This is a genomic window from Mycobacterium sp. URHD0025, from assembly GCF_000426065.1.
Taxonomy (GTDB): Bacteria; Actinomycetota; Actinomycetes; order Mycobacteriales; family Mycobacteriaceae; genus Mycobacterium.
In genome coordinates, this window is the sequence record NZ_AUEQ01000013.1 from 87,017 (window position 1) to 106,961 (window position 19,945).

Annotated in this window: 20 protein-coding genes; 13 read left to right on the plus strand and 7 right to left on the minus strand. The window is 66.6% G+C overall.

From position 1 onward, the window contains the following. Positions 1–3: 3 nt before the first annotated feature. The 7 genes from H977_RS0120710 to H977_RS0120740 all read left to right on the plus strand — a co-directional run bounded on the left by H977_RS0120710 (position 4) and on the right by H977_RS0120740 (position 6,055). The gene (locus tag H977_RS0120710; protein WP_029109658.1) at positions 4–705 is read left to right on the plus strand and encodes a phosphoadenylyl-sulfate reductase; all 702 of its coding nucleotides are present in this window, start codon (positions 4–6) and stop codon (positions 703–705) included. Between the two features lie 7 nt (positions 706–712). Next, entirely contained in the window at positions 713–1,426 is a 714-nt protein-coding gene (locus H977_RS0120715; protein WP_029109659.1) for a sirohydrochlorin chelatase, read from the plus strand. Between the two features lie 144 nt (positions 1,427–1,570). Continuing rightward, the gene (locus tag H977_RS0120720) at positions 1,571–2,950 is read left to right on the plus strand and encodes an MBL fold metallo-hydrolase (protein WP_029109660.1); all 1,380 of its coding nucleotides are present in this window, start codon (positions 1,571–1,573) and stop codon (positions 2,948–2,950) included. Between the two features lie 99 nt (positions 2,951–3,049). Beyond that, positions 3,050–4,261 carry an NAD(P)/FAD-dependent oxidoreductase gene (locus H977_RS0120725; protein ID WP_029109661.1) on the plus strand — a complete coding sequence of 404 codons (1,212 nt, stop codon included), beginning with the start codon at positions 3,050–3,052 and terminating at the stop codon, positions 4,259–4,261. Next, a complete protein-coding gene (locus H977_RS0120730) occupies positions 4,261–4,857 on the plus strand; it encodes a rhodanese-like domain-containing protein (protein ID WP_029109662.1) in 597 nt (198 codons plus the stop codon). The genes H977_RS0120725 and H977_RS0120730 overlap by 1 nt, the downstream gene beginning before the upstream one ends. Beyond that, a complete protein-coding gene (locus H977_RS0120735) occupies positions 4,854–5,714 on the plus strand; it encodes a sulfite exporter TauE/SafE family protein (RefSeq protein WP_029109663.1) in 861 nt (286 codons plus the stop codon). The genes H977_RS0120730 and H977_RS0120735 overlap by 4 nt, the downstream gene beginning before the upstream one ends. Positions 5,715–5,794: 80 nt before the next feature. Continuing rightward, entirely contained in the window at positions 5,795–6,055 is a 261-nt protein-coding gene (locus H977_RS0120740; protein WP_029109664.1) for a metal-sensitive transcriptional regulator, read from the plus strand. A gap of 21 nt (positions 6,056–6,076) precedes the next feature. On the opposite strand, the gene H977_RS0120745 is transcribed toward H977_RS0120740, so the two are convergent. From H977_RS0120745 to H977_RS0120770, 6 genes are all read right to left on the minus strand, one after another. After that, a complete protein-coding gene (locus H977_RS0120745) occupies positions 6,077–7,162 on the minus strand; it encodes a sulfate/molybdate ABC transporter ATP-binding protein (RefSeq protein ID WP_029109665.1) in 1,086 nt (361 codons plus the stop codon). A 22-nt stretch (positions 7,163–7,184) separates the two neighbouring features. Beyond that, positions 7,185–8,006 carry a sulfate ABC transporter permease subunit CysW gene (cysW, locus tag H977_RS0120750; RefSeq protein ID WP_029109666.1) on the minus strand — a complete coding sequence of 274 codons (822 nt, stop codon included), beginning with the start codon at positions 8,004–8,006 and terminating at the stop codon, positions 7,185–7,187. After that, positions 8,003–8,881 carry a sulfate ABC transporter permease subunit CysT gene (gene cysT / locus H977_RS0120755; protein WP_029109667.1) on the minus strand — a complete coding sequence of 293 codons (879 nt, stop codon included), beginning with the start codon at positions 8,879–8,881 and terminating at the stop codon, positions 8,003–8,005. The genes cysW and cysT overlap by 4 nt, the downstream gene beginning before the upstream one ends. After that, positions 8,878–9,921: a sulfate ABC transporter substrate-binding protein gene (locus H977_RS0120760; RefSeq protein ID WP_155946747.1), complete on the minus strand. Its 1,044-nt coding sequence runs from the start codon at positions 9,919–9,921 to the stop codon at positions 8,878–8,880. The genes cysT and H977_RS0120760 overlap by 4 nt, the downstream gene beginning before the upstream one ends. Before the next feature lie 131 nt (positions 9,922–10,052). Further along, positions 10,053–10,145: an Ms4533A family Cys-rich leader peptide gene (locus H977_RS36155; protein ID WP_353588723.1), complete on the minus strand. Its 93-nt coding sequence runs from the start codon at positions 10,143–10,145 to the stop codon at positions 10,053–10,055. Between the two features lie 139 nt (positions 10,146–10,284). Next, positions 10,285–10,488 (minus strand): hypothetical protein, encoded by a 204-nt coding sequence (locus H977_RS0120770; protein ID WP_029109669.1) that lies wholly within the window; start codon positions 10,486–10,488, stop codon positions 10,285–10,287. Between the two features lie 127 nt (positions 10,489–10,615). Here H977_RS0120770 and H977_RS0120775 point away from each other — a divergent pair, with 127 nt between their 5' ends. Further along, entirely contained in the window at positions 10,616–12,646 is a 2,031-nt protein-coding gene (locus H977_RS0120775; RefSeq protein WP_029109670.1) for a glycoside hydrolase family 15 protein, read from the plus strand. A gap of 52 nt (positions 12,647–12,698) precedes the next feature. On the opposite strand, the gene H977_RS0120780 is transcribed toward H977_RS0120775, so the two are convergent. Further along, positions 12,699–14,021: a thioester domain-containing protein gene (locus H977_RS0120780; RefSeq protein WP_081681792.1), complete on the minus strand. Its 1,323-nt coding sequence runs from the start codon at positions 14,019–14,021 to the stop codon at positions 12,699–12,701. A 305-nt stretch (positions 14,022–14,326) separates the two neighbouring features. Here H977_RS0120780 and H977_RS0120785 point away from each other — a divergent pair, with 305 nt between their 5' ends. The 5 genes from H977_RS0120785 (at position 14,327) to H977_RS0120805 (ending at position 19,896) form a co-directional block, all read left to right on the plus strand. Next, positions 14,327–15,250: a family 2A encapsulin nanocompartment shell protein gene (locus tag H977_RS0120785; RefSeq protein WP_029109672.1), complete on the plus strand. Its 924-nt coding sequence runs from the start codon at positions 14,327–14,329 to the stop codon at positions 15,248–15,250. Next, complete coding sequence (locus H977_RS0120790) at positions 15,237–17,057, plus strand: family 2A encapsulin nanocompartment cargo protein cysteine desulfurase (RefSeq protein WP_029109673.1); 1,821 nt, start codon at positions 15,237–15,239, stop codon at positions 17,055–17,057. Before H977_RS0120785 ends, H977_RS0120790 begins: the two co-directional genes overlap by 14 nt. Before the next feature lie 132 nt (positions 17,058–17,189). Then, the gene (locus H977_RS0120795) at positions 17,190–17,471 is read left to right on the plus strand and encodes an ANTAR domain-containing protein (RefSeq protein WP_029109674.1); all 282 of its coding nucleotides are present in this window, start codon (positions 17,190–17,192) and stop codon (positions 17,469–17,471) included. A 95-nt stretch (positions 17,472–17,566) separates the two neighbouring features. Next, a complete protein-coding gene (locus H977_RS0120800) occupies positions 17,567–18,673 on the plus strand; it encodes an LLM class flavin-dependent oxidoreductase (protein WP_029109675.1) in 1,107 nt (368 codons plus the stop codon). Continuing rightward, positions 18,670–19,896, plus strand: coding sequence for a GNAT family N-acetyltransferase (locus H977_RS0120805; RefSeq protein WP_029109676.1), 1,227 nt, complete (start codon positions 18,670–18,672; stop codon positions 19,894–19,896). Before H977_RS0120800 ends, H977_RS0120805 begins: the two co-directional genes overlap by 4 nt. Positions 19,897–19,945 lie beyond the last annotated feature (49 nt).

Sequence of the window (19,945 nt, forward strand, 5' to 3'; positions counted from 1 at the left end):
AACGTGACGAACGTGACCGAAGCAGAACTGATCGAGCTCGCGGAGCAGGGCGCGGCCGAGCTGGCCGACGCGAGCGCCGAAGAACTTCTGCGCTGGACCGACAAGCACTTCGGTGGCAACTACGTGGTGGCCTCGAACATGCAGGACGCGGTGCTGGTCGAGATGGCGGCCAAGGTGCGTCCCGGCGTCGACGTGCTGTTCCTCGACACCGGCTACCACTTCGCCGAGACCATCGGCACGCGCGACGCCGTCGAGCAGGTCTATGGCGTCAACGTGGTGAACGTCCGCCCGGAGAACACCGTGGCCCAGCAGGACCAACTGCACGGTAAGGACCTGTTCGCCCGCGATGCCGCGGCATGCTGCCGGATGCGCAAGGTCGAACCGCTCGGCAAGGCGCTGGCCGGCTACACCGCCTGGGTCACCGGCATCCGCCGCGTGGAGGCACCGACGCGCGCCAACGCCCCGCTGATCAGCTGGGACGCCGCGTTCGGCCTGGTGAAGATCAACCCGATCGCGGCCTGGTCCGATGAGGACATGCAGGCCTACATCGAGGCCAACGACATCCTCGTCAATCCCCTTGTGTACGACGGCTATCCGTCCATCGGATGCGCACCTTGCACGAGCAAGCCGGTGGAGGGCGCCGATCCGCGCAGCGGCCGGTGGGCCGGCCAGGCCAAGACGGAGTGCGGGCTGCACGCCTCGTGAGGTATCTGTGACGCTCGTTCTCACAGCACACGGCAGCGCGGACCCGCGTTCGTCGGCCAATGCGCATGCCATCGGCGGGCATCTGCGTCGTCTGCTGCCCGACACCGCGGTGCGGGTCGCGTTCTGTGAACAGAACGCGCCCAACCTCACCGAGGTGCTGCCCGATGTCGAACCCGGCGCCGTGGTGGTGCCGCTGCTGCTGGGCAGCGCCTATCACGCCCGGATCGACATTCCCGGGCTGATCGCCGACTCCGGCGCCGAGGTGACCCAGGCCGATGTGCTCGGCGACGATCCCCGGCTGCTTCAGGTCGTGCGAGAGCGGCTGACCGCGGTGGGGGTGTCCCGATTCGACGCCGACCTCGGCGTGATCCTCGCCGGAGTCGGTTCATCACATCCGGCCGCGAATGCGCGCACCGCCGCCCTGGCCGGCGCGTTGGCGGAGGGGACCCGCTGGGCCGGTTCCCAGGTGGCGTTCGCCACAGGGCAGGCCCTGTCCCTGCCGGAGTCCGTCGATCGGTTGTACCGACGCGGCGCCCGGCGCCTGGTGATCGCCCCCTGGTTCCTGGCGCACGGTCGCATCACCGATCGGGTTGCCGAATTCGCCTGCGCCGCAGGCATTCCGATGGCCGAACCGCTTGGCCCGCACCGGCTGGTGGCGGCCACGGTGCTGGATCGCTACGAAGAGGCGCTAGCCGCGCGCAGTGCCGGCTTCGCCGCCTGACCCCCGTCCCCTCAGAGCCATCACGCCCCCGGTGTACCGCCCGGGGGCGTCTTCATCGCCTTGACTCCTATACCCCAAGGGGTATATTTAGGTTTATCGGTATACCCCCCTAGGTATACAGGCCGCCCACAGAGGAGTCGAACAATGAAGTTCATCCAGTACTACCTGGACTGTCTGTCCCACGCGTCGTATCTGATCGGCGACGAGTCCACCGGCCGCGCTGTCGTCGTCGACCCGCAGCGCGATGTCTCCGAGTACGTGACCGACGCCGAGAAACTCGGCATGCAGATCACTCACGTGATCGAAACCCACTTTCACGCCGACTTCCTGTCCGGTCACCTCGAGCTGGCCGAGGCGACAGGCGCCGAAATCGTGTACTCGTCAGTCGCCAAGCCGGAGTTCGACCACATGGGAGTCGAAGACGGCCAAAAGATTTCACTCGGTGAGGTGGCTCTGGAATTCCGCCACACCCCGGGACACACCCCGGAGTCCATGAGCATCGTGGTCTACGAACATACCGACGACGCGGTGCCGTACGGTGTCCTGACCGGAGACACCCTGTTCATCGGCGACGTCGGCCGGCCCGACCTGCTGGCTTCGATCGGTTTCACCCGAGATGAGCTGGCCGACAAGCTCTACCACTCGTTGCACGAGAAGCTGTTGCCGCTGCCCGATGCCACCCGCGTCTTCCCGGCACACGGCGCCGGTTCGGCCTGCGGCAAGAATCTGTCCACCGAGCTGTCATCCACCATGGGTGAGCAGAAGCAGACCAACTACGCGTTGCGTGCACCCGACAAGCAGTCGTTCATCGAGCTGGTCACAGCCGGCCAACCGCCCGCCCCAGGCTATTTCGTGTACGACGCGATCCTGAATCGCAAGGACCGCGCGCTGCTGGACGAGGAGGCGACGCCAGAGGCACTGGCCTACCGTCAAGCCACCGACGCCGTGGCGGGCGGGGCCATGTTGATCGACGGCCGCAGCCCCGAGGACTTCGCGCTGGGCCATTTGCGCAATGCGATCAACATCGGGCTGGCCGGGCGCTACGCCGAGTTCGCCGGTTCGGTGGTCAAACCCGACGCCGACATCGTGTTGGTCACCGACCCGGGCGAGGAACGGGAAGGCAAGAACCGGCTGGCCCGAATCGGATTCGACCGGGTGCTGGGTTACCTCGACAACCCGGAGCGGACGATGTTCGAGCATCAGAACGATGTGACGGTCGCCTCACGGTTGACCGCCACCGCCTTTGCCGAGCGCGCGGCGACGGTCGCGGACCTGCAGATCGTCGACGTGCGCAATCCCGGCGAGACCGAGGCCGGCATGATCCCGGGCGCGGTCAACATTCCGGTCGGTCAGCTGGCCGACCGGACCGGCGAATTGGATCCTGCCCGCCCCACCGTGGTCTACTGCGCCGGCGGCTACCGCTCGTCGGTTGCGGCCAGCCTGCTGCGCCGGCACGGCTTCACCGATGTCAGCGACATCCTCGGTGGCTATGGCGCCTGGTCGGACAGCACCCAGACCGCCTGAGCCGGCACACTGCGGCTGAGCCGCACAAACCGGCACTGCGGCCCAGCCGCACAAACCGGCACGCGCAAACCGTCTGAGAGACAGGAGAACACAACAAGCATGTCCACCCCACCCAAGCACGAGGTCCTGATCATCGGCGGCGGCACGGCCGGGATCACCGTGGCGGCCCGGCTGCTGCGCAAGCATTACACCGACGTGGCGATCATCGAGCCGTCCGACAAGCACTACTACCAGCCGTTGTGGACGCTGGTGGGCGGTGGACAGGCCACGGCCGCCGAAACCGAGCGTGCCGAAGCGTCGGTGATGCCGCGGGGTGCCACCTGGATCAAGAGCGCCGTGACCTCCGTCGACCCGGACGCCAACACGGTCACATGTGCCGATGGCGCGACCTACTCCTATGACGTTCTCGTGGTGGCCCCCGGCATCCAGCTCGACTGGAAACGCACCGACGGTCTGACCGACACGCTCGGCAAAGACGGCGTCTCGTCGAACTACGGCTTCGACCTCGCCCCGCGCACATGGGAATTCATCCGCGACACCCGGTCCGGGACGGCGGTGTTCACCATGCCGTCGGGGCCGATCAAGTGCGCCGGGGCGCCCCAGAAGATCGCGTATCTGGCCTGCGACCACTGGCGGCGCCAGGGTGTGCTCGACAACATCGACGTACACCTGGTGGTCCCGACCCCGCGGATCTTCGGCATCCCCGCGATCGCCGACAATCTGGACAAAGTCATCGCCGACTACGGCATCACACTGCACACCGGAAGTGAAGTGCGGTCCATCGATTCGGCGGCCCGTAAGGTGACCGTGACGAATACCGCCGCCGGTACCGAGACCGCACTTCCCTACGACGTACTGCACGCGGTCCCGCATCAGTCGGCACCGGACTGGATCAAGGCCAGCCCGCTGTCCACGAGCCATGTCGGCGGGGACGCCAACGGGTATGTGGACATCGACAAGCACACGATGCAGCACGTGCGTTACCCGAATGTGTTCGCCCTCGGCGATGCGGGATCGTCGCCGAACTCGAAAACCGGTGCCGCCATTCGCAAGCAGGCGCCCGCCGTCGTCGAGAACATCGGTGCGGTGTTGAGCGCACGTCCACTGCCCGGCGCGTACGACGGCTATGCGTCGTGCCCGATCGTCACATCCTCACGCGACATGCTGCTCGCCGAGTTCGACTACGACTTCGCGCTCAAACCCTCATTCCCCCTGCTCGATCCGGTGAAACCGCACCGGCCGTACTGGTTGCTGAAGAAGTACGGGCTGCCTGCCATGTACTGGAACCTGATGTTGAAAGGCGTGGCCTGATGCCCACATCGTCGATCATCGACGCCATCGAATTGAACGAACTCAGGAAGGCCGGCAACGGCCCGCGGCTCATCGATGTGCGCACCCCTGGCGAGTTCGAAACCGCCCATATCCCAGGCGCTTACAACGTGCCGCTGGACCTGCTGCAGGAACATCGGGACGAGATCGCCCAACACCTCGATGAGAACGTGGTGCTGATCTGCCGCTCCGGGCAGCGGGCGAGCACAGCCGGCGAGACCCTGCGCGGGGCCGGCCTGCCGAATGTCTCGATCCTCGACGGCGGCATGACCGTCTGGCAGGACAAGGGATTCGGCGTGCGCCGCGGCGCGCAACGCTGGGACCTGGAGCGCCAGGTGCGTCTGGTCGCGGGGTCGATCGTGCTGAGCGGCGTGCTCGGCAGCATCGCCGCGCCGAAGCTGAAGTGGCTCGCCGCGGCGATCGGGGCCGGATTGACCACCGCGGCGCTGACGAACACCTGCGCGATGGGCATGATGATGGCGAAGCTGCCGTACAACCGGGGTGCGTCCTGTGATGCCCGCAGCATCGTCGAGCAACTGATCGGGTCCGAACAAACAGCTTCCGGCGCGTTGGCATGATCGCCGTCGCTGTCGCGCTGGCCGTCGTCGTCGGGATGTCCCTCGGGCTTCTCGGCGGCGGCGGCTCGATCCTGACCGTTCCGCTGCTGGCCTATGTGGCCGGCATGGAGGCCAAGCAGGCGATCGCCACCTCGCTTCTGGTCGTCGGGGTCACCAGCGCGGTCAGCACCCTGTCGCATGCCCGCGCCGGCCGAGTGCAATGGCGCAGTGGCCTGCTGTTCGGAGCGGCCGGCATGGCCGGAGCCTACCTGGGCGGTCTGCTGAGTTACGTGGTTCCCGGATCGGTCCTACTGACCGCCTTCACAGTGGTGATGATCGCCACGGGCATCGCAATGATCAAGGGCCGCAGGGCATGCGAGCCGACAGCGCAGACGATGCCGGTCGCCAAGGTGCTGCCGATGGGGCTGGGGGTCGGGGTGGTGACCGGCGCCGTCGGAGCCGGCGGCGGATTCCTGGTGGTACCCGCGCTGGCATTGCTGGGCGGGCTGCCCATGCCCGTCGCGGTGGGAACCTCTCTGCTGGTGATCACGATGAACTCGGCCGCGGGTCTGGCCGGACATCTGAGCACGGTGCCGATCGACTGGACGATCGCCGCCGCGGTCACCGCCGCCGCGGTGCTGGGCAGCCTGCTGGGCACCCGCCTGACCTCACATGTCGACCCGGACGCGGTGCGCAGGGCCTTCGGCTGGTTCGTGTTGCTCATGGCGTCGCTGATCCTCGGCCAGGAGCTCCACCCCGCCGTCGGGCTCACCACGGCCGGCCTGACCGTGCTGGCCGGCCTCGGCAACCTCAGCTGCGCCCGGCTCGGATGGTGTCCGCTGCGATGGATCTTCGGTCCACCCGCTACGACAACATGACCCCACAGATATACCCCCGCGGGTATGATGGACAACAGCTACCGCGGGGAACCGCAACCCCGAGATCCTAGGGAGAAACCATGATCTGCGACGAAGAATCGATCGCCGCCATCCTCAACCGGCTCCGCCGCGCACAAGGACAGCTCGCGGGCGTCATCACCATGATCGAGCAGGGTCGTGACTGCAAGGACGTCGTCACCCAGCTCGCCGCGGTGTCCCGAGCGCTGGACCGCGCCGGATTCAAGATCGTGGCAACCGGTCTGCGCGAATGCATCACCGGCAACAGTGACGAGACCATGGACGTCGCCGAGCTGGAGAAGCTGTTCCTGACCCTGGCCTGACCGACCGGGTGGGCCTGACCGTCAGCTGACGGTCAGCGCCTCATCCTCGTCACTGCTCTTCTCGGAGTCCTTCTGGACTCCTTCGCGGTTCGCCGGAATCTGCTCTCCCCCGGCGATCTGCGGAACCCGTGTCGCCCGCACGTAGACCGTGTCGCCCTCACGCAACCCCAGTGCCTCGGCATCACCGCGGGTGATCTGCGCAGTGAACGGCACATGGGTTGCAGCACTGGTCAATTCGACCCGTACCTCGAAGCCGAGCATCACGATCCGGTCGATGGTCGCCCGCACCACCCCGGTGGCCTCGGCGGTGCCGTCGCCCGCGGCGACAGCCAGCTCCGGATTGCGGCCGACGCGAATGTCATGCGGGCGCACCATGATTCCGTTCAGTTCGGACACCGCACCCAAAAACGACATCACGAACGCGTTGGCCGGCTCGTCGTACACCTCGGTCGGCGAGCCGACCTGCTCGATGCGGCCCTTGTTGAGCACCGCGATCCGGTCGGCCACATCCAGCGCCTCGGCCTGGTCGTGGGTCACCAACACCGTGGTGACGTGCACCTCGTCATGCAGACGGCGCAGCCAGGTACGCAGATCGTCTCGCACCTTGGCGTCCAGCGCCCCGAACGGCTCGTCGAGCAACAACACCTGCGGGTCCACAGCCAAGGCGCGTGCCAGCGCCATGCGCTGACGCTGACCGCCGGAGAGCTGGTTGGGATAGCGGGTCTGGAAACCGGCCAGCCCGACCACTTCCAGCAGATTGTCGACCTTCTCCTTCACCTCGGCCTTGGGGCGCTTGCGGATCTTGAGGCCGAATGCCACGTTGTCGCGCACGGTCAGATGTTTGAACGCCGCGTAATGCTGGAACACGAAACCGATTCCGCGCCGCTGCGGCGGGATCCCGGTGACATCGCGACCATTGATGGTGATGGTGCCGGTGTCGGGCTGATCCAGCCCTGCGATGGCGCGCAGCAGCGTGGACTTGCCCGAGCCGCTCGGGCCCAGCAGCGCGGTCAACGAACCGGACGGCACCTCGAAGTCGATGTTGTCGAGCGCCGCGAAATCTCCGTAATGCTTGTTGGCGCCCCGAACCACGATCGCGTCGGTCATAGCTCTTGTCTCCTTCTCAGGCCTACTGTGCGGCCTTGATTCGGCGTCGGTCGAGGACCACCTGGACTACCAGGACGATCACGGCCACCGCCATGAGCAGTGTCGAGATGGCATACGCGCCGTAGACAGACTCGGCGGTGCCGCGGTTGTAGCGGTCGGCCACCAGCAGGGTCAGCGTCTGGGAGGTGCCCGGCAAGTTCGAGGACACCATGATCACCGCGCCGAACTCCCCCAGCGTGCGGGCGACGGTGAGCACGATGCCGTACGTCAGGCCCCACCGGATCGACGGCAGGGTGATCCGCCAGAAGGTCTGCCACCAGGTCGACCCCAGCGTCGCGGCCGCTTCTTCCTGATCGGTGCCGATCTCGTGCAGCACCGGCTCGACCTCACGGATCACGAACGGGACCGTGACGAAGATGCTGGCCAGCACGATGCCGGGGAACCCGAAGATGATCTTGAATCCGAGGTTGTTCTCGACGAATCCGAGCAGCCCGGCCGAACCCCACAGCAGGATCAGCGCGACACCCACGACCACCGGCGACACCGCGAACGGCAGGTCGATGACCGCCTGCAGGGCGCTCTTGCCGCGGAACCGGTTGCGTGCCAGCACCAGGGCCGTGGGGACACCGAACAACACATTCAGCGGCACCACGATCGCCACCACCAGAAGAGACAGCTGCAGCGCCGAGATGGCCGCGGGCGTACCCACCGACGTGAAGAACGCACCGATGCCCGGACTGAAGGTGCGCCAGAGGATCAGCCCGACCGGTACCACCACCAGCACCGCCACATAGGCCAGTGCCAGAAAGCGCAGCAGGTAACGCACCGACGGTGAGAGCGTCATGCCGAAAGCTCCTCGCGTTTGGCCGCCCGCGAACCCACCGCCCGCAACACGAACAGCACCACGAACGAGATCACCAGCAACACAATGGAAATGGCGGCGGCGCCGGTCCGGTCATCGTTTTCGATCAGCGTCCGGATCCACTGCGAAGACACCTCGGTCTCGCCGGGAACCGCACCACCGATCAGCACCACCGAACCGAACTCACCGATGGCACGGGAAAACGCCAGGCCCGCACCTGACAGCAACGCGGGCAGTAACGCCGGCAGGATGATCTTGGTCAGGATCGTGAAGGAGTTGGCACCCAGAGAGGCTGCGGCCTCCTCCACATCCCGGTCCAGTTCCAACAGCACCGGCTGCACCGAACGGACCACGAACGGCAGCGTGACGAACAGCAGCGCGATGCCGACACCCCACTTGGTGTGCTGCAGGTGCAGCCCGACCGGGCTGGCCGGCCCGTACAGCGCCAGCATCACCAGGCTGGCCACGATCGTCGGCAGGGCGAACGGCAGATCGATCACCGAGTCGACCAGCCGCTTGCCGGGGAACTCGTCGCGGGTCAGCACCCAGGCCACGATCAGGCCGAAGAAGATGTTCACCACTGTCACGCCGGCCGAGATGGTCAGCGTGACCCGGAATGATTCCACCGCCGCATTGGACGTGACGGCCAACCAGAAGGCGTTCCACCCGCCGCCGGCCGCCTGCCACAGAATCGCAGCCAGGGGCAGCAGCACGATGACGCTCAACCAGATCGATGCCGCCCCCACCCGCAGTGAGGTACTGCCGTAGCGACCGTGCCACGCGCCGGGGGTGGAATCCCCCGGCGCGGGCGAGGCCGATCCAGGCTCGGCTTCATCGGTCGGAGCTACAGAAGTCATCCAGTCGCCTGCTTGTAGATCTTGGTGATCGAGCCATTGTCCTTGTCGAACAACGCCGGGTCGACCGCTTTCCATCCGCCGAGATCAGCGATCGTCCACAGCTTCTGCGGGGTCGGGAAGTCCTTGGCGAAGTCAGCCGTGACCGCCGGGTCGACCGGACGGAACCCGGCCTCGGCCCACAGCTTCTGGCCCTCGGGTGTGAATAGGAAGTTCTCCAGCGCCTTGGCCTTGTCGGCGTGCGCACTGGTCTTGACGACTGCCACCGGGTTCTCGATCTTGAACGTCTGCGGCGGGTTGACGTGTTCGACGTCCTTGCCCTGCCGCTCGATGTTGATCGCCTCGTTCTCGTAGCTGATCAAGACGTCGCCGGTGCCTTGCACGAACACGTCGGTGGCCTCGCGACCCGAGCCCGGACGGGTCTTGACGTGCTCGGTCACCAGCTTGTTGACGAAGTCGAGGCCGGCCGCGGAATCCTTGCCGCCGTTGCTCTTTGCCGCGTACGGAGCGAGCAGGTTCCACTTGGCCGAACCGGAGCTCAGCGGACTCGGGGTGACCACCTCGAGCCCGGGCTGCAGCAGATCATCCCAGTCTTTGATGCCCTTGGGGTTACCCTTGCGCACCACCAATGACACCACAGACCCGAACGGGACACCCTTCGTGTTGCCGGCACTCCAATCGTCGGCCACCTTGTCGGCCTTGACCAGGCGGGTGACATCGGGCTCGACCGAGAAGTTGACGATGTCGGCGGGCTTGCCGTCGGCCACGGCCCGGGACTGGTCACCCGAGGCACCGTACGACGTCCTCACCGCGACGCCCTTGCCCTCTTCGGACGCGGCAAATGCGGGGATGATCTTGCTCCAGCCCGGCTCGGGCACCGCGTACGCGACAAGCGTCAGCGTGGTGTCGGCGCCTGCGGCACCCTGGTCACCGCCGGCGACGTCGCTGGCACCGCCACCGCAGCCGACCGCGAGCGCGCCGGTGGTGGCCAGGACTGTGGCAGCACGCCAGAACCTGATGACGTTGGACTTGTAAATGGGCACTGAGGACCTTTCTTGCGGACAGCGGACACTACGAGGTCCGTCATACGGAAAGGCGTGGGTGGCGAGGGAAGCGAGACAAGAGCATCCGGGCACAGAACCGCCACCGACACCAAACCGTGGACGGTTTGGAGTCAGCGACAACAGGCGACGTCAGCAACAGCGCGTGAACCCACGGCAATGAGAGCCAAGACATGGCTCTCAGTCTTGCCGGACGCTGAATGCATGGCGCGAAGAATAACAGAATTCCGCCGTGGTGCCCGTCGAGCGATCTGCGGCCCGGCTAGCGGGTCAGCAACCACATGACGATGACCAGGACAACCAAGATCACCAAGATCAATGTGACACGTGAGCGCGGCATACCGTTCACTCGGATTCCACCTCGTCAGCCGGCACGTGACGCAGCCGGTGCAACCCGGCGCTTCCCCAGCCCAGCGCGCCGTCGAGCACCACTGCGCTGCCGTAGGCCAGCGCCAGCACGACCGGCATCACCACAGCGGTCTGCACGACGAACGGCAGCCCGGTCAGCCACAGTTCGACACCGTCCCACCAGTTCAGGATTGCCGCCATGGGGCAAGCGTAGGCGATTGCCCGGTTCACCAGTTTCGGCGCCGACGTCACCTCCGGTTCCGCCCGTAAGATTCGCCACGCGTGTCCCGGGTAGACGGCGCCTGTATTTGCAGATGATGATGTGCGGATGGTTCTGCAACACACCGAGCCCACGGATGTCGTCGCGGCACTCGCCAAGACGGCTGACAGCGCCAAGGCGCCCGAGTCACCCTTGACGGTGACCGCCCCGGTGCCGTACTCGTCGGGCGGGGCTCTGCGGAACCCCTTCCCGCCGATCGCCGACTATGGCTTCCTCTCCGACTGCGAGAACACCTGCCTGATCTCCTCGGCCGGCTCCGTGGAATGGCTGTGCGTTCCCCGGCCCGACTCCCCCAGCGTGTTCGGCGCGATCCTGGACCGCAGCGCGGGCCACTTCAGACTCGGCCCCTACGGTGTGACCGTTCCCGCTGCCCGTCGCTATCTGCCCGGCAGTCTGATCCTGGAAACCACCTGGCAGACCCACACCGGCTGGCTGATCGTGCGCGACGCACTCGTGATGGGCCCATGGCACGACATCGAGAGCCGCTCCCGCACGCACCGGCGCACGCCGATGGACTGGGATGCCGAGCACATCCTGCTGCGCACCGTGCGCTGCGTCAGCGGCACCGTCGAACTGGTGATGAACTGCGAGCCGGCCTTCGACTACCACCGCGTCAGCGCGTCGTGGGAGTACTCCGGCCCGGCCTACGGCGAGGCCATCGCCCGCGCCAGCCGCAACCCCGACTCGCACCCCACGCTGCGGCTCACCACCAATCTGCGGATCGGCATCGAGGGCCGTGAGGCGCGCGCCCGCACCCGACTCACCGAAGGCGACAACGTATTCGTCGCGCTGAGCTGGTCCAAGCACCCGGCCCCTCAGACCTACGAAGAGGCCGCCGAGAAGATGTGGAAGACCAGTGAGTCGTGGCGGCAGTGGATCAACATCGGCGACTTCCCCGACCACCCGTGGCGGTCGTACCTACAGCGCAGTGCGCTGACGCTCAAGGGGCTGACCTACTCGCCGACCGGCGCCCTGCTGGCAGCCCCCACCACCTCGCTGCCGGAAACGCCTCACGGCGAACGCAATTGGGACTACCGCTATTCATGGATCCGGGACTCCACCTTCGCGCTGTGGGGTTTGTACACACTCGGCCTGGACCGGGAAGCCGACGATTTCTTCTCCTTCATCGCCGATGTCTCCGGCGCCAACAACGGCGAACGGCACCCGCTGCAGGTGATGTACGGAGTCGGTGGCGAACGCAGCCTGGTCGAGGAAGAACTGCACCACCTGTCGGGCTACGACAACGCCCGGCCAGTGCGTATCGGCAACGGCGCCTACAACCAGATGCAGCACGACATCTGGGGCACCATGCTGGATTCGGTGTACCTGCACGCCAAGTCGCGCGAGCAGATTCCCGAGGCACTGTGGCCCGTACTCAAGCATCAGGTCGAGGAAGCCATCAAGCACTGGAAGGAACCCGACCGCGGCATCTGGGAGGTACGCGGCGAACCGCAGCACTTCACCTCCAGCAAGATCATGTGCTGGGTGGCCTTGGACCGCGGTTCGAAACTGGCCGAGTTGCAGGGTGAGAAGAGCTACGCACAGCAGTGGCGCGCGATCGCCGAGGAGATCAAGGCCGACATCCTGGCCCGCGGTGTGGATTCCCGCGGGGTGCTGACCCAGCGCTACGGCGACGACGCGCTGGACGCGTCGCTGCTCCTGGCGGTGCTGACCCGGTTCCTGCCCTCGGACGATCCGCGGGTCCGGGCCACCGTGCTGGCGATCGCCGACGAACTCACCGAGGACGGCCTGGTCCTGCGCTACCGGGTCGAGGAAACCGACGACGGACTGGCCGGTGAAGAGGGCACATTCACCATCTGTTCGTTCTGGCTGGTGTCCGCACTCGTCGAGATCGGCGAGGTCAGCCGGGCCAAACATCTCCTCGAGCGACTGCTTTCATTCGCCAGCCCGCTGCATCTGTATGCCGAGGAGATCGAGCCGCGCACGGGCCGGCACCTGGGCAATTTCCCGCAGGCGTTCACCCACCTGGCGCTGATCAATGCCGTGGTGCACGTCATCCGGGCCGAGGAGGAATCCGACAGCTCCGGGGTGTTCCAGCCCGCCAACGCGCCGATGTAGGCCGGAGGCCGACGTTCCACAGATGTAGGCCGACGTTCCGCAGATGTAGCCGCTAGGCGATGCGGCCCGGCGCCGTAGGGGCGGCGAACTGGACGTCGAACTCGACCTCCAGCTGCGCCGGGGTCACCAGCACCACTGGGGTGAGTGCGCTCGCGGTGCCGCTGTCCGAGGACTGGGCGACCGCGGTGATCACTCGTCCGCCGAATCCGTCGGGGGTGGCCGGGATCCGCACGGTCAGCGTGGCCTGATCGACATCGGGTGCAACCCTCAGAAGGAACTCGCCACCGGGTGGCACCGCGCTGAGTTCCCGGCCGGTGCGATCGACGACAGCTCCGTGCGACACCTCGAGCGCCGCACTGTCGCTGGCCCGCAACCGGAACGGCCCGACGAGCCCCGCCCGAATCACGGCGTCGTCGGCCGACAATGCGGGAGACGTCGTGGCCCGCCGGGCCGCCCGGGCTCCGGCGGTCAGATAGTTGTAGAGGTGTACCACGCGGTCGGAGTTGGCGTACACGCCAGATCCGTTGAGCCAGAACCGGATATCGGTGATCCGGACCGATGCGTCACGGTCGGAAAGGACGGCGAGCCGGTAGTACCGGTAGCCTGTCCCGGCCCGGCCGGGCCGGGTCGAGGATACCGTGCTGCCGACTCCGAGAGTCCTGCGATGGGTGCCCCGGCCCGCGGCGACATTGAGTCCCGAGGCCGCCACGTCCTCCCACCGCACGCCGTCGTGCGACTTCTGCAGCACCAACGACACTGCGGCCGTCGATTCCAATTCGACTGTGTAGCCGCCCAGCTGGGGCGCCCGGTCGAAGTCGAACACGATGGCGTCGCCATCGGGATACGCCCTGGCCGGTTCGTTGCGCGCGCGGTTGTCCAGCGCCAGTCCGTTGGTGAACGACCAAATGGCGGCCTGAGTGGCCGCGATCGCCTCGTGTTCGGCCAGGTTGGCCGTCCCCAGCGGCACGCCTGCCGCCCGTAGCCGGCGGCTCAGTTCAGCTGTGCCGAGGGTGGGAAACGAGTTGCGGACGATCCAGTCCACCTCCGCCTCATAGGACCGGGCCCGCAGGTTGGGCACCGCCGACCACGTCGCGGCCTCATACCGCGACGGCCGGGTCGGCGCGACCCCTGCGAAGTCGAGCGAATAGGCCTCGACGTTGGGATTCAGCCTGATCAGGTCGGTGCGCGCCGAGGTGCCATCGGTGAAGACCACGGTGTCCACGGTGTGCGAATAGGTGCCCCCGCGGTACCGCGTCATCGGCGCAGGGGCGATCCGGCGCGGACGGATCCGGGTGCGCACGGCAATCGGAGCGGACGCCCCCTGGGAATCCAGTGGGAGTTCGCCGCGGACATCAGCAACAGACAGGACAGGCATGACGGGTTGACTTTCTTGAAGGCCGGATACGCGCGCATCAACGCACCGCGAGAAAGCGGGCGGACGACGCAGAGGAGGGCGTCAGAAAATCAACAACAACAACGCACGTCGAGGCAGCGCACGATGGCGACGCGCAGCGATTCGACGTGTTGCATGCGGCCCACCATACGTCAAGTCGGCAGCAATGCCCAGTTCACATCGCGGTGACGGATTTGAATCGTCCGCGTACTAAACACTGTCGTAGACAGGTTTTGGCCGTATCGTTGCGCCCCTCACTCACATTGACCAGTTGGAAGGTAGGACCCGTGACGTCCGCTCAGAACGAATCGCAGGCACTGGGCGATCTCGCCGCCCGCCAGCTGGCGAATGCGACCAAGACCGTTCCCCAGCTGTCCACGATCACCCCGCGGTTCCTGCTTCACCTGCTGAGCTGGGTGCCCGTCGAGGCGGGCATCTACCGGGTGAACCGGGTGGTCGATCCCGACCGCGTGGCGATCCACTCGGAGGAAGGCGCGGGAACCGAAGAGCCGTTGCCCGAGACCTATGTCGACTACGAGACCAATCCTCGCGAGTACACGCTGCGCTCGATCTCGACGCTGCTCGACGTGCACACCCGGGTGTCGGACCTGTACTCCAGCCCGCACGATCAGGTAGCCCAGCAGCTGCGGCTGACCATCGAGACGATCAAGGAGCGCCAGGAGTTCGAGCTGGTCAACAACCCCGAGTACGGGTTGCTGTCGCAGGTGACGCCGGAGCAGACCATCCAGACCCTGCGCGGCACGCCCACCCCCGATGACCTGGATTCGCTGATCACCAAGGTGTGGAAGACCCCGGCGTTCTTCCTGACCAATCCGCTGGGCGTGGCGGCGTTCGGACGCGAGGCAACGCGCCGCGGCGTGCCGCCGCCAGTCGTCAGCCTGTTCGGCGCCCAGTTCATCACCTGGCGCGGCATCCCGATCGTGCCCTCGGACAAGGTTCCCGTCGAAGACGGCAAGACCAAATTCATCCTGGTGCGCACCGGTGAGGAGCGCCAGGGTGTTGTCGGCCTGTTCCAGCCGGGGCTGGTCGGCGAGCAGGCTCCCGGCCTGTCGGTGCGGTTCACCGGCATCAACCGGTCGGCGATCGCGTCCTACCTGGTGACCCTGTACTCGTCGCTGGCAGTGCTCACCGACGATGCGCTCGCGGTCCTCGAGGACGTCGGAGTGGACCACTTCCATGAGTACAAGTGAGTTCCGCTCGCTGGATGCCGAAAGTGACCTTCCGGTCAGTGCGGCCGAGCTGGCCGTGCTGGCATCGCAGTTGTTCGCCACTACCTTCCGGCCGGGACCTGACACTCCCCCGGTGACAACCCCGGTCGCCCCGCGCGGGGTGGCACCGGATACCACCTCAGCGTCGTCAGCGGGCGCCGCTGCGGCCGGCCTGGCACATCCGGCCACTCCCGCCGAATTCGTTTCGGTGCCCGAGGTCTTCGTTCCGGCACCCAGTACGCCTGAGCCAGAAGGCGTTCCGGGTCTGGTTCCGGTCGCGCCCCGAGGTAGTGTGGCCAGCCCCATCGCGGCTACTGGCGGCCTGGAAGCATTCGCTGTTCCGGCGGGCCTGGTCCCGACGGTCCCCGGCGTGCTGGCAGGCGCTGCCCCGTCGGTGCCCGTCGTGCCCCGCGGATCGGTCCCGACCTGGCCGGGTGCCGTCCCGGTGGTGCCAGACCTCGGATGGTCGGATTCCCCGACCGCCTCCGAGGATGCGGACAGCTACTACTTCCTGCGATCCGCCGATCCTGTTGCAACCGAGCCGGTTCCATCTCTGCGCGACAACCACGAGATCTTCGACGTCAGCGCCATCCGCGCCGACTTCCCGATCCTGGGGGAGACTGTCAACGGCAAGCCGCTGATCTGGTTCGACAACGCCGCCACCACCCAGAAGCCGCAATCGGTGATCGACCGACTGGCGTACTTCTACGCGCACGAGAACTCCAACATCCATCGGGCCGCGCACGAACTGGCCGCCCGCGCCACGGATGCCTACGAGGATGCGCGCGAGGCGGTACGTCGGTTCATCGGGGCAGCCAAGGCAGAGGAGATCATCTTCGTCCGAGGTACCACCGAGGCGATCAACCTGGTGGCCTACGCGTGGGGCGGCAAGCATCTGGAGCCTGGGGACGAGATCGTCATCACCCACCTCGAACATCACGCCAATATCGTTCCGTGGCAGCTGATCTCACAGCAGACCGGCGCGGTGCTGAAGGTGGCACCGGTGGACGACGCGGGCAACCTACTGCTGGGCGAGTTCGAGGACCTGCTCGGACCTCGAACGAAGCTCGTTGCCGCCACCCAGGTTTCCAATGCGCTGGGCACGGTGACGCCGGTCAAGACCATCGTCGAGCTGGGGCACCGATACGGGGCCAGAGTGCTGATCGACGGCGCCCAGTCCATCCCGCACATCCCGATCGACGTGGCTGAACTCGGGGCCGACTTCTTCGTGTTCTCCGGGCACAAGATCTACGGCCCCACGGGAATCGGTGCGTTGTACGGTCGGGAGGACGTACTTGCCGAAACTCCGCCGTGGCAGGGCGGCGGGAACATGATCGCCGACGTGACCCTGGATCGGTCGCTGTATCAGGGACCGCCGAACAAGTACGAAGCCGGTACCGGCAACATCGCCGATGCCGTGGGACTGGGTGAAGCGATTCGGTACGTGGAGCGCGTCGGCATCGAACGCATCGCGGCGTACGAGCACGCGCTGCTGGAGTACGCCACCCCACGGCTGGCCGCCATTCCGGGTGTCCGGTTGGTCGGAACGGCTGACGAGAAGGCCAGCGTGCTGTCCTTCGTGCTGGCCGGGCATGAGCCGCTCGAAGTGGGCAAGGCGCTCAACGCCGAGGGCATCGCGGTACGGGCCGGCCATCATTGCGCCCAGCCGATCCTGCGCCGCCTGGGCCTGGAAACCACCGTGCGGCCATCGTTCGCTTTCTACAACACGTTCGACGAGATCGACGTGTTCATCGACGCGGTACGCCGGATCGCCGAGGGCAGCGCCTGACCTCACCGGCGCGAGCAGACGTGAAAACCCCCAAAACCCGCGCCTTTTGGGGGTTTTCACGTCTGCTCGCCGGGAGGAATCATGGTGCGCCGATCTGTGGATTCGGTGATGCCGAGCGAGCACCATCGGAGTATGAGCTACAACCGCCTCAGAGCAGACGACACTTCACGCATCAAGATCGACGTGGCGATCGGCGTTCTGGTCGCTCTGCGCGGTTGTGCACCGGATGAGGCGTTCGCCGAACTGGTGCGGGTCGTCCAGCGCACCGGTATCGGAATAGGCAGCATTGCAAGGGCTTTGGTGGATCTTGCCGGCGGCAGCTCGGGAGCCTCGGCCGAGTATGCCGAAGCGTTCAACGCCTGGGGTGAACTGCTGGCACAGGCTCGACGGAGTCCGGTCGACGCCGCTCGCTGACCACCGCTCTCCGGGGAAGCAATCTCGACAAGTTAGATTCACGGCTGGTTTATCGATTGTCCACGGCCGTCACTGGTGGCAGCGTTGCCAGGCAGATGAGCCTTCACTTGCACTGGTACCTGCCCACCAACGGCGACAGCCGCGACATCGTCGGATCCGGCGACGATTCACACCTGGCGGTCGGTCCGTCGTCGAGCAGAATCCGGCCACCGACGATCGAATACCTGACCGAAGTCGCCCGCACGGCAGAACTTCTCGGTTTCGAAGCGGTGCTGACGCCCACGGGGACCTGGTGTGAAGACGCCTGGATCACCACGGCGGCGCTGAGCCAAGCCACCACGCGGCTCAAATTCCTGGTGGCGTTCCGGCCCGGATTCCTCTCGCCCACGCTGGCGGCGCACCAGGCCGCGACCTTCCAGCGCATCTCCGGTGGCCGGCTCCTGTTGAACATCGTCACCGGTGGAGACCCGGTGGAACAGGCCAGGTTCGGTGACCACCTCAGCCACGACGAACGGTACCGGCGTACCGGTGAGTTTCTCGACGTGGTGCGCGGCGTCAGCGCCGCGCCCGCCGGGTCGACCTTCGACTTCGACGGGAAGTATTACCGGATATCCGGTGCTCGCATCGACTTCGGCGACTGGGATCCGCCACAGATCTTCTTCGGCGGCGCCTCACCGGCGGCCGAGGAGGTAGCCGCCCGGTATGTCGACACCTACCTGGCCTGGGGCGAGACACCAGCCCAGATCTCCGAGCGAGTGGGCCGGCTGAGGGCCCGCGCGGTGGAGCAGGGCCGTACCCTGCGATTCGGGATCCGTCTCCATGTGATCAGCCGGGACACCTCCGCACAGGCATGGGCCCATGCCGAGCGGCTCCTGGGCGCCATCAGCGGGGAGCGCATCAGATCGGCCCAGCAGGTACTGGCCCGCACCGAATCGGTTGGCCAGCAGCGCATGACCGCACTGCATGATGGTCGCACGGCCGATCTTGAGATCTCGCCCAACCTGTGGGCCGGTTACGGCCTGGTCCGTGGCGGCGCCGGGACCGCACTGGTCGGCAGCCACACGGAGGTGGCTGACCGCATAAGCGAGTACCACGATCTCGGCATCGATCACTTCATCCTGTCCGGGCAACCCCACGTCGAGGAAGCTTTCTGGTTCGCCGAAGGGGCGGGCGCCATCCTGCGACAGCGGGGTCTGCTGTGAGCGCGGGCCGCACCACCACCAGAGTGCTCGACACGGATGAGGACCTGACCAAGGCGCTCAACCTGTTTCGAGCCGCGATGGTGGGCTTTGCCCAGCTGGACGGGTTGCCCGCGGGGACCATTCGCAAGATCCTGGAACCGGGCCGCACGTTGGGCGCGTTCGTGGACGGACAACTGGCGGGGACGACGGACTCCGCGACGAGCACGCTCACCCTGCCCGGGGGCAAGACCGTCGGCCACGCGGCGGTGACCCACGTCGGCGTCCTGCCGACCCACACCAGGCGTGGGATCGCCACCGACCTGATGCGTCACCAGCTTCGCGACATTCGCGATCGCGGCGAGTCGGTGGCATCACTGCGGGCCTCCGAAGCCACCATCTACGGGCGCTTCGGATACGCGGTCGCCAGTTTCTTCAACACGGTCGAGGTGCTGACCGGGCGAGCAGACGTGCGGGCCGACGTCGGCCACGGCGGACCGGTTCGGCTGATCAGGCCGGACGAATCATGGCAGCTGCTGCCACAGATCTATGCGGGCAATCGCCCCGAACGGCCGGGCACCATCGACCGCCCATCGGTGTGGTGGCAGTCCCAGCGACTACGCGCCGAGAGTTCGGCCGGGCCGACGTACGTCGCGGTCCACGGTGAACCGGGTTCGGAGACGGGTTTCGTCCGGTATCACCCGCTGGACACCGCCGCGTGGTTCGTCAGCGAGCAACGAACCGTGGTGGTGGACGACCTGTTCGCGCCGACCGAGGACGCCTATCTGAGCCTGCTTCGCTACCTGCTCGACCTCGACCTCATCGACCGCCTCGTCTTCCAGATGCTGCCGACCGACGATCCGTTGCCGTGGCTGCTCACCGACCGGCGCGCGGCCCGGGTGACCGGTACTCGCGACGAGACCTGGCTGCGGGTGGTCGACGCCGCGGCCGCGCTGGGCGGACGCACCTACACCGGCGACGGAGAATTCACCCTCAAATTGAACGATGCACTGCTGCAGGAGAATTCCGGAACGTACCTGATCTCGTCCGGCGGCGTGCAACGAGTGGAGGCGCCTGCGCAGCTGGAAGCCGGGGCCGAGGCCGTGGCAGCGGTGCTGCTGGGCGCCACCTCCTGGCATACCCTCGCGCTCACCGGCTCGGTCAGCGTCATCGACACGCACGCGCTCGCCACCGCGGACCGCCTCTTCGGCGTGCCGGTGCAGCCGTATTCCGGAATCTTCTTCTGATCACGCGTTCGCCTGCCGATAACTTCGGACTGATCGAAACCGTTGTCCA